Annotated in this window: 16 protein-coding genes and 1 pseudogene (1 of these 17 cut by a window edge); 13 read left to right on the top strand and 4 right to left on the bottom strand. The window is 65.0% G+C overall.

The genetic code is table 11. The annotated features are described in order from the left end of the window. Positions 1-57: 57 nt before the first annotated feature. The gene (locus tag ACVWY5_RS02235; RefSeq protein ID WP_028333554.1) at positions 58-906 is read left to right on the top strand and encodes an MBL fold metallo-hydrolase; all 849 of its coding nucleotides are present in this window, start codon (positions 58-60) and stop codon (positions 904-906) included. A 37-nt stretch (positions 907-943) separates the two neighbouring features. On the opposite strand, the gene ACVWY5_RS02230 is transcribed toward ACVWY5_RS02235, so the two are convergent. Further along, positions 944-1,336 (bottom strand): hypothetical protein, encoded by a 393-nt coding sequence (locus ACVWY5_RS02230; protein ID WP_456671640.1) that lies wholly within the window; start codon positions 1,334-1,336, stop codon positions 944-946. Positions 1,337-1,489: 153 nt separating this feature from the next. Here ACVWY5_RS02230 and ACVWY5_RS02225 point away from each other — a divergent pair, with 153 nt between their 5' ends. The 5 genes and pseudogenes from ACVWY5_RS02225 (at position 1,490) to ACVWY5_RS02205 (ending at position 6,061) form a co-directional block, all read left to right on the top strand. Beyond that, entirely contained in the window at positions 1,490-2,149 is a 660-nt protein-coding gene (locus ACVWY5_RS02225) for a TetR/AcrR family transcriptional regulator (RefSeq protein ID WP_456671639.1), read from the top strand. 156 nt (positions 2,150-2,305) lie between these two features. Beyond that, positions 2,306-3,148 (top strand): fumarylacetoacetate hydrolase family protein, encoded by an 843-nt coding sequence (locus ACVWY5_RS02220; protein WP_026191869.1) that lies wholly within the window; start codon positions 2,306-2,308, stop codon positions 3,146-3,148. A 142-nt stretch (positions 3,149-3,290) separates the two neighbouring features. After that, positions 3,291-3,906, top strand: a pseudogene (locus tag ACVWY5_RS02215) (glutathione S-transferase family protein). Between the two features lie 199 nt (positions 3,907-4,105). Further along, entirely contained in the window at positions 4,106-5,119 is a 1,014-nt protein-coding gene (locus tag ACVWY5_RS02210; protein ID WP_456671638.1) for a serine hydrolase domain-containing protein, read from the top strand. A gap of 72 nt (positions 5,120-5,191) precedes the next feature. After that, complete coding sequence (locus ACVWY5_RS02205; RefSeq protein WP_028333559.1) at positions 5,192-6,061, top strand: MBL fold metallo-hydrolase; 870 nt, start codon at positions 5,192-5,194, stop codon at positions 6,059-6,061. Positions 6,062-6,258: 197 nt separating this feature from the next. Here ACVWY5_RS02205 and ACVWY5_RS02200 read toward each other — a convergent pair whose 3' ends face one another. Further along, complete coding sequence (locus ACVWY5_RS02200) at positions 6,259-6,801, bottom strand: methylated-DNA--[protein]-cysteine S-methyltransferase (protein ID WP_028333560.1); 543 nt, start codon at positions 6,799-6,801, stop codon at positions 6,259-6,261. A 145-nt stretch (positions 6,802-6,946) separates the two neighbouring features. On the opposite strand from ACVWY5_RS02200, the gene ACVWY5_RS02195 reads away from it, so the two are divergent. Then, on the top strand, positions 6,947-7,756 hold the full coding sequence (locus tag ACVWY5_RS02195) for an alpha/beta fold hydrolase (protein WP_028333561.1): 810 nt from the start codon (positions 6,947-6,949) through the stop codon (positions 7,754-7,756). Positions 7,757-7,802: 46 nt separating this feature from the next. Here ACVWY5_RS02195 and ACVWY5_RS02190 read toward each other — a convergent pair whose 3' ends face one another. After that, positions 7,803-8,258, bottom strand: coding sequence for a carboxymuconolactone decarboxylase family protein (locus ACVWY5_RS02190; protein ID WP_028333562.1), 456 nt, complete (start codon positions 8,256-8,258; stop codon positions 7,803-7,805). A 110-nt stretch (positions 8,259-8,368) separates the two neighbouring features. Between ACVWY5_RS02190 and ACVWY5_RS02185 the strand changes: the two genes are divergently transcribed. From ACVWY5_RS02185 to ACVWY5_RS02165, 5 genes are all read left to right on the top strand, one after another. Further along, the gene (locus ACVWY5_RS02185) at positions 8,369-9,235 is read left to right on the top strand and encodes a sigma-70 family RNA polymerase sigma factor (protein WP_028333563.1); all 867 of its coding nucleotides are present in this window, start codon (positions 8,369-8,371) and stop codon (positions 9,233-9,235) included. A gap of 58 nt (positions 9,236-9,293) precedes the next feature. Beyond that, entirely contained in the window at positions 9,294-10,544 is a 1,251-nt protein-coding gene (locus ACVWY5_RS02180; protein ID WP_028333564.1) for a M20/M25/M40 family metallo-hydrolase, read from the top strand. Positions 10,545-10,787: 243 nt separating this feature from the next. After that, positions 10,788-11,462, top strand: coding sequence for a GntR family transcriptional regulator (locus ACVWY5_RS02175; RefSeq protein ID WP_028333565.1), 675 nt, complete (start codon positions 10,788-10,790; stop codon positions 11,460-11,462). Between the two features lie 108 nt (positions 11,463-11,570). After that, the gene (locus ACVWY5_RS02170) at positions 11,571-12,371 is read left to right on the top strand and encodes a phytanoyl-CoA dioxygenase family protein (RefSeq protein ID WP_028333566.1); all 801 of its coding nucleotides are present in this window, start codon (positions 11,571-11,573) and stop codon (positions 12,369-12,371) included. A 130-nt stretch (positions 12,372-12,501) separates the two neighbouring features. After that, positions 12,502-13,809 (top strand): Gfo/Idh/MocA family oxidoreductase, encoded by a 1,308-nt coding sequence (locus tag ACVWY5_RS02165; protein WP_028333567.1) that lies wholly within the window; start codon positions 12,502-12,504, stop codon positions 13,807-13,809. A gap of 203 nt (positions 13,810-14,012) precedes the next feature. On the opposite strand, the gene ACVWY5_RS02160 is transcribed toward ACVWY5_RS02165, so the two are convergent. After that, complete coding sequence (locus tag ACVWY5_RS02160; RefSeq protein ID WP_028333568.1) at positions 14,013-15,098, bottom strand: NAD-dependent epimerase/dehydratase family protein; 1,086 nt, start codon at positions 15,096-15,098, stop codon at positions 14,013-14,015. A gap of 308 nt (positions 15,099-15,406) precedes the next feature. Between ACVWY5_RS02160 and ACVWY5_RS02155 the strand changes: the two genes are divergently transcribed. Beyond that, positions 15,407-16,024: the 5' portion of a TRAP transporter substrate-binding protein gene (locus ACVWY5_RS02155; protein ID WP_028333569.1), read on the top strand. It continues 471 nt past the right edge of the window; 618 of the gene's 1,089 nt are visible here — the first part of the coding sequence; it begins with the start codon at positions 15,407-15,409; the stop codon falls past the right edge of the window.

Here is a 16,024-nt window from a genome sequence, read left to right as displayed (position 1 = left end):
GGCGTGCGGAAACCCGCATGGTCCGGCAAGAGCAACAAGAAACAGAGGGCACGCCGCATGCACTGGACCGTAGGCAAGGTCAGGATCACCAAAGTCGTCGAGCTCGAGACCGTCGGCAGCACCCGCTTCATCCTGCCGCTGGCCGGCCGGGAGGAGATCCAGAGCCTGCCCTGGCTGATCCCCCACTTTGCCAATGAGGAGGGCCGGCTGAAAATGTCGATCCATTCGTTGCTGGTGGAAGCGCCGGAGCACCGCATCATCGTCGACACCGGGCTCGGCAACGACAAACAGGGCCGCAATGTGCCGACCTGGAACAACCGCAGCGATCCGTTCCTTGAGAAGCTGACCGCCGCCGGATTTGCGCCAGACAGCATCGACACCGTGCTGTGCACGCATCTGCATGTCGACCATGTCGGCTGGAACACCAAGCTCGTCGGCGGCAAATGGGTGCCGACCTTCGCCAATGCGCGCTACGTGTTCGGCAAGACCGAATACGAGCACTGGCGCGACCATAGCGACGATCCCGCGCATGCCGCCGTGTTCGCCGATTCCGTGAAGCCGATCGCGGATGCCGGCAAGGCCGAGCTGGTGCCGAGCGACCACCGGCTGACCGAGGAGATCACGCTGATCCCGACGCCGGGACACAGCCCCGGCCATATGAGCATCCACATCAGATCCGGCGGCGAGGAGGGCCTCCTGACCGGCGATGTCGCGCATCATCCCTGCCAGATGTACCACCTCGACTGGTCATCGACCGCGGACTCCGACCAGAAGCAATCGGCCGCGACGCGGCGCGAATTGTTCTCGCGCTTTGCCGATACGCCGACGCTGGTGATCGGCGGGCATTTCAATGCCGGCCACATCAAGCGCGATGGCGACGCCTTCAGGTTCGTCGCGCTGGCGTGAGCTTCTTCTCGAGCATGATCTTTCGGAAAACCGGTTCTCACTTTTCCGGATGATGCGCTAGATCAAGCTGGCGCGCGCGAGGAAGAGCGCGTCGGCCTCGCTGGCGGCGATCGCGGGCCGGATAGGGCAAGGCCTTGGCCCGTCCGGGAAGGTTGCGCTCGAGCTCGGCGCGCTCCTCGTCATCAGAAGCGATATAGACGGTGACCCGGATCAGCCGGCCCAGCTCGGCCTTGCGCGCCTTCATCCACAGCACCATCGGCTTGCCGGCGGCGACCTCCGGTTGATCGTCGACGTTGACGATCACGGCGAGCGGTCGGTTTGCGGCAAGCAGCTGGCTGTATTCCGCGGTCCAGTCGCAGCCGTCCTGTTCGGTCTGCAGGCGGCCGGTCGCGATGAAGATGCCGGGCTCGGCCTCGCGAAAGAATTTCATGGAAACTTCCTCATGGCGGCGGCGCCCGACCGGAGCCCATCGGGCGGATCCGGACGGGGCGACGGCACAAATATCTTTCGACTGACGGTCGGTCAATCAATCTAAGCGATTTCAAAGTCATTCTAAATGTGCAATCTCAGAATCGGTTATCAGATGCGGATGGATGCTCACGACGTGATCGGCAAGCGGCAGGCGGCAGCCACGCGCGGCGCGGCACAACGCTGGAGACGGACCCAGCCCGCCGAGGTCAGGGTCGACGACCTGATGTCGGCGGCTGCTGCCCTCTTCATTGCAAAGGGCATCGAGGCCACCACGATCGACGACATCGCCGCCCGGGCCGGCGTCGCGAAGGGCACGTTCTACCATTACTTCTCGACCAAGGCCGACGTGATCATCGCGCTGCGTACGCGCTTCGCGCAGGACTTCCTCGCCCGGGTGGCGGCGGCGATCGCCGAGCGCGCCGCGGACGATCATCCCGGACGGCTGTCAGTCTGGCTGCGCGGCGCCGTCGGAACCTATCTCGCCAATGTCGAGCTGCATGACGTCGTGTTTCACGACTTCCCGCATCATCAGCGGCAGTCGCAGGAAAAGGACGACGTGATCGCCCAGATCGTCGCCGTGCTGGAGGATGGCCGAAAGGCCGGCGTCTGGGCTTTCCCGAACGCCCGCAGCGCGGCGCTGATCGTATTCGACGGAATGCATGCCGTGGCCGACGATGCGATCGTCGCGGGCACGCGCGATCCCGAGCCACCGTGCCGGCTGCTGGAAGAGATGTTCACGCGGATGTTGGCGGCGCCCCGTCCGCGATCATGACCGGCGATCGAAGGAACGGCTCAGAGCGGCCACCCCGGAAGGTGATGGCTGCAATGCCATGGCCGTGAAGCGGTTGAATTTCCCGGCGCGCTGTTCCATGAAGCGTGTCGAGGTATACCAGTAACAATCCTCAGGACATCGCAGGGAGTGATCAACATGAAGCTTGTTCGTTATGGCGAAAAGGGTGCGGAAAAGCCCGGTCTGATCGACAAATCCGGCCAGCTCCGCGACCTCTCGGCCCATCTGAAGGACCTGACCGGCGACGCCTACACGCCGGAGTCGCTGAAGAAGCTTGCTGCCCTCGATCCCGCCTCCCTCCCCGCCGTCGCCGGCAAGCCGCGCTTCGGTGCCCCCGTCACCGGCATCTCCAAATTCGTCGCGATCGGCCTGAACTATTCCGACCACGCCAAGGAAACCGGCAACCCGATCCCGTCCGAGCCGATCTTCTTCCTGAAGGCCAACACCGCGTTGTCCGGTCCCAACGATCCGGTCGAGAAGCCGCGCGGTTCGACCAAGCTCGACTGGGAAGTCGAGATCGCCGCCATCATCGGCACCCGCGCCAAGTATGTCTCGGAGGCCGACGCGCTGAACCACGTCGCCGGCTACTGCATCTGCAACGACGTCTCCGAGCGCAACTTCCAGATCGAGCGCCTCGGACAGTGGACCAAGGGCAAGTCGCACGACACGTTCGGCCCGGTCGGCCCGTGGCTCGCCACCAAGGATGAAATCGCCGACGTGCAGAAACTGTCGATGTGGCTCGACGTCAACGGCCAGCGCCGCCAGACCGGCACGACCTCGACCATGATCTTCACGATGGCGAAGTGCATCTCCTACGTCTCGCAGTTCATGACGCTGCTGCCCGGCGACATTGTCACGACTGGCACCCCGCCCGGTGTCGGCACCGGCATGAAGCCGCCGCAATATCTCAATGTCGGCGACGTCGTGACGCTCGGCATCGAAGGCCTCGGCGAGCAGCGCCAGGAAATCGTTGGGGCGTAAGCGCCCACGCTGTTCCTGAATTCGTCATGCCCGGGCTCGACCCGGGCATCCACGTCTTGGGTCTTCCACAGAGGCAAAGACATGGATGGCCGGGTCAAGCCCGGCCATGACAGAGGAAAGAGCTTTCGCAAGGAACTCCCCAATGAAACTCACCTTCTCTCCCGCCTCCCCGTTCGCTCGCAAGGTGCGCATCGCGGCGATCGAGCTTGGCCTGATCGACAAGATCGAGCTGGTGCCGGCGACCGTCGCGCCCGGCACGGCCAACGACGAATATTCCAAGATCTCGCCGTTGAAGAAACTGCCGGTGCTGATCCTCGACCATGGCGACGTCATCCTCGATTCCTATGTCATCGTCGAATATCTCAACGAGCTCGGGCGGCGGCCGGCTGATCCCGGGCTACGGCCCGCGGCGCTGGAAGCTGAAGACCGATCACTCGCTGCTCAACGGCATGCTCGATTCCATGCTGCTGTGCCGCTACGAGAAAATGGTGCGGCCGCAGGGCTCGCTGTGGCAGGCCTGGCACGACGATCACTGGAACAGGGCCTGGGCCGGCATGGCGCGGTTCGAGAACCGGCCGGATGTTCTCGATGGGTCGTCGTTCGACATCGCGCAGATCGGCCTCGTGTGCGTACTCGGCTATGCCGATTTCCGCTTCGCCGATTGCGGCTGGCGCAAGGCCTATCCCAAGCTCGACGCCTTCTACCAGAAAATGCTGGAGCGGCCGTCGGTGAAGATCTCGGCGCCGCCAGCGGCGTAACCACGGCAGGAGGGAAGCAAAATGCGCGATCGCTTCCCCCTCTTTCATATCTTCGGCGCGAGCCTTGTGCTCGCGTTGACCGTCCTGGGCACTGATGTGAGGGCCGACGGCATGGCGCCATGGACAGCAGAACCAGCCTTGTGGATCGCCGGCCGCGCTCGACGACGGCTGGACGATTGCCACGCCCGACAGCGTCGGCATGGACGGCGAACGGCTGTGCGGCATCGCCGCGCGGCTCGGCTTGCGCAGCAGCGAGGTGCATTCCGTTGTCGTGGCGCGCCACGGCAAGCTAGTGTTCGAGCAGTATTTTTCCGGCATCGACCAGCCATGGGGGCAGCCGGAGGGGCGCATCGAATTCACGCCGACGACCAAGCACGACATGCGTTCGGCGTCGAAAAGCGTGACGTCGCTGCTGGTCGGCATCGCGATCGACCGCAAGCTGATCGCGAGTGCCAATGAGCCCGTGCTGAAGTTCTTCCCCGAACATCAGCCGGCAAAGTCAGCCGGATGGGACGCCATCACGCTGCGCCATCTCTTGACGATGTCGTCAGGCATCAAATGGGACGAGACGCTGCCCTGGAACGATCCTGCCAACGACGAGCCGCACCTTGCCTTCGATGCCGATCCGATCGGCTATGTCCTCGGCAAGCCGATCGCCGCGCCGCCGGACACGCTGTGGACCTATAATGGCGGCGGCACGGATCTGCTCGGCAACATCGTCGAGCAGGTCTACGGCAAGCCGCTTGAAGCGTTCGCACGCGAGGCGCTGTTCCAGCCGCTCGGCATCACCGATCTCGAGTGGAAGACCTACAAGAACGGCAAGATCGCCGCCGCTTCCGGGCTCAGGCTCCGGCCACGCGACGCCGCGAAAATCGGCCAGCTCGTGCTCGATCACGGTCAATGGAAAGGGCAGCAGATCATCTCGGCCGACTGGATCGCCCAATCGATCGCGCCGCGATTCCAGGCCGTCGGTTATTTCGGCGGCACGCTGTTCTACGGCTATCAATGGTGGATGGGACGATCCCTGGCCGAAGGCAAGGAGATAAAATGGATCGGCGCCTTCGGCTGGGGCGGCCAGCGCATCATCGTCATTCCCGATCTCGACCTAGTGATGATGACGACGGCAGCCCAGTACGGCCAGCCGAAGGAAGGCCTTGCGGCGATGGATATCCTCGCCAACATCATCATTCCCGCCGTGCGCGACGCGCACTAGAACGTTCCTACGCGTTTCTTCACGCGAACCGGACTCCACTTCGCTCGAAAACGCCAACGCCAAGGAATCACCATGAGCCTGAAGTTTACCGCCGGCGATCTCACCATTCATCGCATTGTCGAGCAGGAGACCACATTCCTGCCCGCGCACGACATGCTGCCCGGGCTGACGCCGGACGTGCTCGCCGAGAACCGCGGCTGGATGAAAGCGACGGGTGCGCTCGACGACAGCGACACCTTGATCCTGGCGTTCCAGTCCTATGTCGTGAAGACACCGCACCATACCATCCTGATCGACAGCTGCATCGGCAACGACAAGCCGCGGCCGGCGCGGCCGAAATGGAACATGAAGACCGACGAGACCTATTTGCGCAGCCTCGCATCGGCAGGCTTCTCCGTCGGAGACATCGACTATGCGATGTGCACGCATCTGCATGTCGATCATGTCGGCTGGAACACGCGGCTGGAGAACGGCCGCTGGGTTCCGACCTTTCCAAACGCGCGCTACGTGTTCGACAAGGCCGAGTTCGACTACTGGACCGAGAGCAACGCGAAGGCGGAGGTCCCGCCTTTCGTGGACAGCGTGCTGCCGGTGGTCGAGGCCAAGCGGGCCGAGATCGTCGGCCATGATTTTGCGATCGGCGACCATGCCCGCATCCTGCCGACGCCCGGCCACACGCCGGGCCACGTCGCCTTCGCCTTCGGACGCGGCAAGGACGCTGCAGTCTTTTCGGGCGATCTGATGCACTCGCCGATCCAGACGCATTACCCGGAGCTGTCGGCGAAGTTCGATGTCGACCAGACGCAAGCCGCGAAGACGCGGCGCGGCTTCCTGGAGCGTTATTGCGACACCGACACGCTGTGCTGCCCCGCGCATTTCCCTTCGCCGTCGATTGGCAAGATCAGGCGGAAGGGAAACGGGTTTGTGTGCGAGACGGTGTGAGGTGAACTGAACTCGCGACAGACGCTCTCTCCACCCTCCCCTGGAGGGGGAGGGTCGGCTCACAGCGAGCGAAGTGAGATGTGAGGCGGGGCCGGGTGATCTCTCCATACGGGCATCACCCGATACGAAAGATCTCGGTTCGCATTTCACGCGAACCGATCCTCCCCCTCCAGGGGAGGATAAGAGCGTGCCCCGCCCTAATCGAACAGGCTCGGCGTGTGGTTCACGATCGCGCCTTCGATCTGCAGCATCTTCAGCTTGGTGACGACGCCGCCATTGGCCGAGAAGCCGCCCGGCTTGTTGCCTGCCGCCAGCACGCGGTGGCAAGGCACCACGATCGGGCACGGGTTGCGGCCGAGCGCCTGGCCGACGTCGCGTGACAGCTCGACGCCGCCGAGCTGCTTGGCGATGTCGCCATAGGTTATGGTCTTGCCCGGCGGAATTTTCCGCGCGATGTCGTAGACGCCGCGGTTGAATTCCGGCACGCCGTCGAGATCGAGCACGATGTCGGCGAGGTCGTTCGGCTTGCCGGCGAGCAGCTCGATCATACCGTCGATCGCGTGCTGCACCTCGGCCGGTGGCGCCGCCTCGGTGATCTCGCCGTTGCGCTGGAAGATCCGCTTGCGGGTCTTCTCATCAGTGCCCATCGGCAGCTGCACCCCGGTGACGCCGTGCTCGCCCCAGACGACGCCGCAGGCGCCGATCATGGTTTCGAAGATTGCAAAATGCTGGCCGGTCATGGCTCGCTCCAGATGTTCCCTTCAGCTCTCGCGTGAGCTTGCTGTTGATCCGGAATCTAGGCTTGGAGAATGTTGCTATCCACCCGAATTCCGTGGGAACTTCGGCCAAATCAACAACATCTCCTGCCTCTTCGCGAGCCCCCAAATGCACAGCCTCCACGTCAACGGTTTCGACATGCCCTATCTCGATGTCGGAGAGGGCCCGCCGCTGGTCTGCGTGCACGGCTCGCTGTGCGACTTCCGGATCTGGTCGGCGGTGCTCGGCCCGCTGACGCGCCGGCACCGCGTGATCGCGGTCAGCCTGCGGCATTTCTTCCCGGCGCATTGGGACGGCGTCGGCGACACCTATTCGATCGCGCAGCACGTCGACGACGTGATCGCGTTTATCGAAAAATTCGACACCGGACCGGTCGACCTGATGGGGCATTCCCGCGGCGGCCATATCTGCTTCCGCGCCGCGCAGCGGCGGCCCGACCTGTTGCGCAAGCTGATCCTCGCCGAGCCGGGCGGCGAGCTCGACGAGACCCTCGATCCCGATTTCAAGCCGGGCCCCTCGCCGCTGGCGGCACGCTTCGCGGCATGCGCGGCGGAAATCGCCAAAGGCGATATCGACGGCGGCTTGCAGATCTTCATGGACGCGCTCGAAGGCCCCGGCGCCTGGAAGCGGATTCCGGCAACCTCCAAGCAGCTGCTGCGCGACAATGCGACCACGCTGATCGGCCAGACCCGCGACCAGCGCCCGCCCTTCTCGAAGGCGGACGCGGAAGCGATCAAGACACCGACGCTGTTCATCGGCGGCGCCAACACCAAGGGCACGCTGCCGAAGGTGCTGCACGCGCTCGCCGCAAACGTGAAGGGCGCGCGCACCGAGATGATCCCGGGCACCACGCATCCGATGTTCGAGCAGGCCCCGCAGCGCTACTGCGAAATCGTGCTGGAGTTTCTGGCGAGCTAGCGGTGCCTCTCTTCACCTCGCCCCGCTTGCGGGGAGAGGGAGAAGGTCACACCTTCCACGCACCGACCGGCTGGCGCACGGCGACGTTCAGCCGGTTCCAGACGTTGATCGCCGCGATGCCGAGCACCAGCGACGCGAGCTGCTGTTCGTCAAAGTGCTTGGCAGCCTCGTCCCACACCGCGTCCGTCACCGGATCCTCGCGGTCGCTGAGCCGGGTCACCGCCTCGGTCAACGCCAGTGCGGCGCGCTCGGCCTCGCTGAAATACGGCGCGTCGCGCCAGGCACCGACCGCGAACAGCCGCTCGTCGGTCTCGCCGGCGCGCCGGGCGAGCTTCGGGTGCATGTCGACGCAGACGCTGCAGCCATTGACCTGGCTGGCGCGCAGATGCACCAGTTCCAGCAGCTTTTCCGGCAATGCCTGTTTGGTGCTCTCGCTCAGCGCCTGCAGCGCCTTCATGGCCTCGGGAACAACCATCACCGGGTGGTTCATGCGGGCTTTCATCATGTCGCTCTCCTGATTTGCCTTTTGACGGCGCCGCGCCGATCTGTTGTCACATCGGCGCAGTTTCGTTCGTCATCGCCATGACGGAGCGGACAAAGGGAATGTGACCGATGGACGAGAAAAATTCTCTCACCGAACAGTTCGAGGCCAACCGGCCGCGCTTGCGGGCCGTGGCCTATCGCATGCTGGGCTCGACCGCCGAAGTCGACGATGCCGTACAGGAAACCTGGCTGCGGCTCGGCCGCACCGACGCTGCTGCGGTCGACAATCTCGGGGGATGGCTGACCACGGTGATCGCGCGCATCTGCCTCGACATGCTGCGCTCGCGCAAATCGCGCCGCGAGGAGCCGATCGGCCCACATGTGCCGGAGCCGATCGCGGACAATCCGTCCGAGCGCGAGACCGAGATGGCCGATTCCGTCGGCGCCGCGCTGCTCGTGGTGCTGGAAACGCTGGCGCCGGCCGAGCGGCTGGCTTTCGTGCTGCACGACATGTTCGCGGTGCCGTTCGAGGAGATCGCGCCGATCGTCGGCCGTACGCCGGCCGCCGCGCGGCAGCTCGCCAGCCGTGCCAGGCGTCGCGTGCAGGGTACGCCGCCCGCACCGGACGCCGATCTCAGCCGGCAGCGCGGCATCGTCGAGGCCTTCCTTGCCGCCTCCCGCAACGGCGATTTCGAAGGGCTGCTGGCCGTGCTGGCGCCCGACGTCGTGGTACGCGCCGATCAGGCTGCGCAGCGGCTAGGCTCGCTGCCGGTCATCCGCGGCGCCGCAGCGGTTGCCGAAAGCTTCAAGGGACGCGCGCAGGCGGCGAAGCCCGCGCTGGTCGACGGCGGGATCGGCGTTGCCGTCATCTTCGGCGGCGCGCTGCGCATCGTGCTGCGGGTCACGATCTCAGGCGACAGGATCGCAATGATCGACGCGACCGCCGACGCCTCGCAGATCGAGACCTTCGATGTCGAGGTGCTTGAGCGCGGCTGACGCGGCTGGAGACAGCAAAGTCGCAATGCTAGTGTCTTCCTGCACAGGGAGGACAATCATGAAACTGTCCATCAAATTGCTCGCGTCGGCCGGCCTGCTCACCCTTGCCTCCTCCTCCGCCTTTGCCGCCGCAGACGAGAAGCTGCGTGCGGCCGCCGAGCAGGCGCAGCCGGCGGTGATCGAGAGCCTGCACGACATGGTGCTGATCGAGTCGGGCTCCAGCGATGTCGAAGGCTTGAAGAAGATGGCCGACTACACCGAGGCGCGGCTGAAGGCGCTCGGCGCCAGGACCGAACGCCGCAAGACCACGAAGGGCGCCGGCGCCGACATGGTGATCGGCACCTTTGAGGGCACCGGCAGCAAGAAGCTGATGCTGATCGCGCATATGGACACGGTCTATGAGCACGGCATCCTCGACACCCAGCCCTACAAGGTCGACGGCAACAGGATCTATGGACCCGGCATTGCCGACGACAAGGGCGGCATCGCCGTCATCCTGCATGCGCTCAAGATCCTGAACGATGCGGGCTGGCGCGACTACGCCAAGCTCACGGTGTCGCTCAATCCGGATGAGGAGGTCGGCTCGATCGGCTCCGGCGAGATCATCGCCGAGCTCGCCGACCAGCACGATGTGGTGCTGTCCTGCGAGCCGACGGTGGCGCCGCCGGTCGCGAAAAATGAAAGCCTGCTGCTCGGCGCCAGCGGCACCGCCACCGGCACGATCGATGTGAAGGGCAAAGCCTCGCATGCCGGCGCCGCGCCGCAGCTCGGCCGCAACGCGCTGATCGAGCTCGCGCATCAATTGCTGCAGACCCAGGACGTCGCGAAATCGATTCCAGGCACGCAGCTGAACTGGACCACAGCGAAGGCCGGCATCGTGCGCAACCAGATCCCCGATCACGCCACCGCCGGTGCCGACATCCGCCTCACCATTCCCGACGGCGTGCAAAAGCTGCAGGCGGCGCTCGACGAGAAGGTGAAGAACAGACTGATCGCGGACACCGAGGTGACCGTGAAGGTCGTCGCCGGCCGCCCGCCCTTCGTCGCCGATGATCGCGGCCGCGCACTCGCCAGGCAGGGACAGGCGATCTACACCGAACTCGGGCGCACGCTCGACATCGCGGAAATGACCGGCGGCGCGACCGACGCCGGCTACGCCGCGCGCAGCGGCAAGGCCGTCGTGGTCGAAAGCTTCGGCCTCGCCGGCTGGGGTTATCACGCGCGCGACGAATACATCGACACCAACTCGATCGTGCCGCGGCTCTATCTGATGACGCGGACGCTGATGGAGCTGGGCAAGGCGAAGTAGCATTTCCGCAAACCCGTCATGCCCGGGCTTGTCCCGGGCATCCACGCCTCTGGTCCATATCAAGAAAGAGGCGGACGGCCGACCGTGACGGACATTGGACGGCTGCCGCAGCGCGGCCCGGTCAAAACCGGCCCATTCTCAATCGCTTAGCGCTGTCGCAACTTCGAGCCTTGACCGCTCCTGCAACCCGCAGTAGCTTCATTTTCGAACACGGAATTCCGTATTCCAAACTGGACGGTCGGTATGATCCCGTTGGACCCGCTTCCAAACCTCATCGACCAGGTTTACGGGCGATTGCTCGAAGCGATCATCGACCGCACGCTGCTGCCTGGCCAGCGCATCACCCAGAACGAACTCGCCGATCGGCTCGGCGTCTCGCGCCAGCCGATTTCGCACGCCCTGCATCTGTTGCATCGCCAGGGCCTTGTCGCGGAGAGCGGCAGACGCGGCTTCGAGGTGACGCAGCTCGATCCGCAGCGCATCCGCGAACTCTATGAAGTCCGCGGCGCCATCGATGCGCTGGCGGCGCGGCTTGCCGCTACGCGTGTGAAGGAGGATGCCGCAGCACGCGGGCAACTCGAAGCCGCGCTCGAAGCCGGGCGCGCGATCGATGACGGCACGCCGCTGGCGCGCCTGATCGCACTCGACGTCGATTTCCACAGCGCGATCTATCGCCTCGCCGGCAATTCCGCGATCGAGGAGATGATCGCGCCGCAATGGCCGCATATGCGCCGCTCGATGGCGACCGTGCTCGCCGAGCTCGATTACCGCGGCAGCGCCTGGACCGAACACGAGACCATCGCCGCACATGTTTTTTCCGGCAATACCGCAGCGGCAGAAGCCGCGGCGCTGGCGCATGCGCAGACGGCGGGACGGATGACCGAGGAGAAGCTGAGGGCAATCGATGTGGCGGCGTAGTTAGGCCGTCGTTCCGGGGCGGTGCGTAGCAGCGAACCCGGAACCTCGAGATTCCGGGTTCGCTGCGCGCCCCGGAATGACAATGACAACAACAGGAGGAAAAGCACCATGAAACTGACCCAAGAGCAGGTCGAATTTTTCCATCGCGAAGGCTGGCTGTTCCTGCCCGAGCTGTTCAGCCAGGAAGAGGTCGACTTCCTCGCGCGCGAGGCAGTCTCGATCTATGACACCAACCGCCCCGAGGTGTGGCGCGAGAAGAGTGGCGCGCCGCGCACGGCCTTCGCCGCGCATCTCTACAATGAGGCGTTCGGCGTCCTCGGCGCGCATCCGCGCATGATCGACCCCATCGAGCAACTGTTCGGTGAGAAGGTCTACATGCACCAGTTCAAGATCAACGCGAAGGCGGCCTTCACCGGTGACGTCTGGCAGTGGCACCAGGACTACGGCACCTGGAAGCGCGATGACGGCATGCCGGAGCCGCGCGCGATGAACATCGCGATCTTCCTCGACGAGGTGATGCCGATCAACGGCCCGCTGATGCTGGTGCCGCAGAGCCAGTCCGCGGGCGATCTGAAAGCCTCGCACGATCTCGAAACCACGTCCTATCCGCTGTGGACGCTGGACGAGGAGACGGTGACCCGCCTGGTGAAGCAGGGCGGCATCGTCGCGCCGACCGGCAAGCCCGGCGGCATGCTGATGTTCCACGGCAATCTGGTGCACGGATCGAGCGGCAACATCACGCCCTACCCGCGCAAGATCGTCTACCTGACGCTGAACGCGGTCTCGAACTATATCCGCACCCCGACGCGGCCCGACTACATCGCGCACCGCGACTTCACGCCGATCCAGACGGTTGCCGACGACGCGCTGCTGCGGCTCGCCCGCGCACCGCGGCAGGCGGCGGAGTAAGAATCGGCCGTCATTCCGCGGCGGCGCGTTAGCGTCAAACCACTGATGCGCGATCGCGCATCGGGGAATCTCGAGGTTCCGGGTTCGCGTTTCACGCGCCCCGGAACGACCCTTTTGTTTGGAAAGCATCATGAACCTGCATCACCTCCTCAAAACCCGCGCCGCCGCCGGCAAGCCGGTGCGCGTCGTCCTGATCGGCGCCGGAAAATTCGGCTCGATGTTCCTGTCGCAGGTGCCGCACACGCCGGGGCTCGAGGTACCCGTGATCGTCGATCTCGACCGTGACCGCGCGCGCGAGGCGTGCCGCACGGTCGGCTGGGACGACGCGCGGATCAGCGCCACCACCTTCACCGACGACGGTGCACGTGCGATCGCCGGCGGCGCATTCGATGTCGTGGTGGAAGCGACCGGCAATCCCGCCGTCGGCATCCGTCATGCCCGCGCGGCGATTGCCGCCGGCAAGCATGTCGTGATGGTCAATGTCGAGGCCGATGTGCTGGCGGGGCCGCTGCTCGCCGAGGAGGCACGCAAGGCCGGCGTGGTCTATTCGCTCGCCTATGGCGACCAGCCGGCGCTGACGGCCGAGATGGTCGACTGGGCGCGCGCCACAGGCTTCCGCGTCGTCGCAGCCGGCAAGGGCACAAAGTATCTGCCGGCCTATCATGACGTCACGCCGGAGGGTGTGTGGCAGCATTACGGGCTCACCGCCGGCGAGGCGCAATCCGCCGGCATGAACCCGCAGATGTTCAACTCCTTCCTCGACGGCACCAAATCCGCGATCGAGATGGCGGCGATCGCCAATGCCTGCACGCTCGACGTGCCGTCGGAAGGATTGCTGTTTCCGCCCTGCGGCGTCGACGACCTGCCGCATGTGATGCGGCCGCGCGACAAGGGCGGCGTGCTGGAGAAATCCGGCATCGTCGAAGTGGTGTCGTCGCTGGAGCGCGACGGCCGTCCGGTGTTTCGCGATTTGCGCTGGGGCGTTTATGTCGTGCTGGAGGCGCCCAACGATTATGCCGCGGATTGCTTCAAGCAGTACGGCCTCAAGACCGACGCCTCCGGCCGCTATGCGGCGATGTACAAGCCGTATCATCTGATCGGGCTCGAGCTGAACATCTCCGTGCTGTCGGCGGCGCTGCGCAACGAGCCGACCGGGCAGCCGCGCGGCTTCCGCGGCGACGTCGCAGCGGTGGCCAAGCGCAATCTGCGCGCCGGCGAGATGCTCGACGGCGAAGGCGGCTACACCGTGTGGGGCAAGCTGATGCCGGCCGCCGCCAGCCTCGCCACCGGCGCACTGCCGATCGGTCTTGCCCATCGAGTGAAGCTGAAGAACGACGTCGCCCATGGCGCGGTGGTGCGCTGGAGCGATGTCGAGGTCGACGAGAGCAACGATACGATCAAGACGCGCAAGGCGATGGAGCAGGCGTTTTCGCGCTGACGCTCGAACGAGGGGACGTCCTTCACCTCTCCCCGCCCTTTGCGGGGAGAGGTCGGATCGCCCCGGCGATGCGAAGCATCGTCCGGTGTGATCCGGGTGAGGGGCAAGGCACTGCGCTCGACAAACAGCGAAGTGCTCGCCGGATGGATGCCCCTCTCCCTGTAAGAACGGGGAGAGGGAGAAGATGGAGCGCGGCTCAATAACTACGGCAGCAGCCGGCTCGCCTTCGCCAGCTTGAACCATTTGCGGAACATGGCTTCCGTATCCATCATCTCGGTGAAGCCAGCTTGGTTGATCTTCACCGTCGAGACGATCGACGGCGGACCGGGTTCAGTCTGTCCGTAGCGCATGCTGTAATCGGCATATTGGAAGGACAGGCCGACGAACTCCTCCAAGCCGGGCGCGATCAGGTCGTGCTTCCTGCGCAATTCGTTCCACGGCGCAATCCATTTCGGATACTCCTGCGCCAGCGACAGCGGCACGTGCCGGCCGGGCGTCATCTCGAGCGCATCCGAGACCGCCGGCCAGATATTTTCCCAGGTGAAGACGTCGCCATTGGTGACGTTGAACGCTTCGTTGCGCGCAGCCTCGGCGTCGCCCGACCAGGCGATCGCGCGTGCCAAGAGATCGACATCGACCGCCTGCGCGACGCGCGGCGCGCCGCCCGGATAATCCAGCGGCCTTCCCTGCGCGCGCAGCACCGCCGCATAGACGCCGAGCGGCGGGATCAGGTCCATCGCGCCGCCCATGGCTTCGCCGATGATCAAGACCGGGCGCAAGATGCTCCAGTGCCAGCCCTTGCCCCGCTGCAGCTCGCGCAGGAAATTCTCCTGCGCCCAATAGAAATTCGGCTGCTCGTACATCTCCGAACGGCCCTCGCGCGCCGGCACCGTGAGCGGCCGGACATGCACGCCATAAGCCTTGGTGCCCTGCAGCAGCGCGACATGCTTGAGATCGGGCGCGACGGGTTCGAGCACGCCCATCAGATTGCGCAGCATCCGGTCGTTGGTTTCGATCTGCCCGGCATCGCGCCAGCCGTCGACCAGGCTGGACGCCTCATAGAGCGCGGCGTAGATCAGGTGCGTTGCGCCGCCGAGCTCGGCTGCGGCGCGACGGCAATCCTCCGCGCTGGTGAGATCGATTCGCACATGCCGCGCGCCGTAGAGATCGCGCGGCTTGCGGCGCGACAGCGCAATGCGCTCGCAATCGTCGGATGCGCCGAAGTGTCGCAAGGCGGCGTTGCCCACGAGGCCGGTCGCGCCGGCAACCACGATTTTCTTGTTGGCCATGTCCTTGAACTCCCATCAACCCACCCGCCCTGCGTAGCAGATCGCGGCAGGGCCGGCAGCCATCGCCGCGGGTATCGGATGAGACCGACAGCGCCGATTGTCCTTCGCACCTGCAACGAAGGCAGGCGCTTGATTTCCTCCGGCAAACGATCATCCTGACCGGCGGAACCGGAAACTCGGATTTCCACAACAAGAGCCCGTCGAGGGCCACCGGACACATTCATCACAGAACGTCGATCGATCGGCGAAGAAAGACGACACCAAGATCGTTCCCCTTGTCGAGGTATCGGCACACAGGAGGGATACGCATGAAGCGTCGTGAATTCTTGAAGGCAGGCGGCGTCGGGTTGGCCGCGACGGCGGTCGCCGCGCCCGCGGTCGCGCAATCGATGCCGGAGGTCAGGTGGCGGCTCGCGGCGAGCTGGCCGAAGGCACTCGATACGCTCTATGGCGGGTGTGAATTCTTCTGCAAGCGCGTCGCCGAGATCACCGACAACCGCTTCCAGATCCAGTCGTTCGCCGCCGGCGAGATCGTGCCCGGCTTGCAGGTGCTGGACGCCGTCTCCAACGGCACGGTCGAGATGGGCAACACCGCGCTGTATTATTACTGGGGCAAGAATCCCGCCTTCACCTTCGGCACGTCGCTGCCGTTCGGCCTCAACACGCGCCAGCACATTTCCTGGCTGCAATGGGGCGGCGGCACCGACCTGCTCAACAATTTGCTCGCAGAATACAACTGCATCGGCATTCCGACCGGCTCGACCGGCGCCCAGATGGGCGGCTGGTTCCGGAAGGAGATCAAGTCGATGGCGGATTTCCAGGGCTTGAAATTCCGGGTCGGCGGCTTCGCCGGAACCATCATCGCCAAGGTCGGCGGTGTGCCGCAGCAGATCGCCGGCGGCGACATCTATCCGGCGCTGGAAAAA

Source organism: Bradyrhizobium sp. USDA 3256 (assembly GCF_054058275.1).
This window is presented reverse-complemented; position numbering and strand designations above follow the sequence as displayed.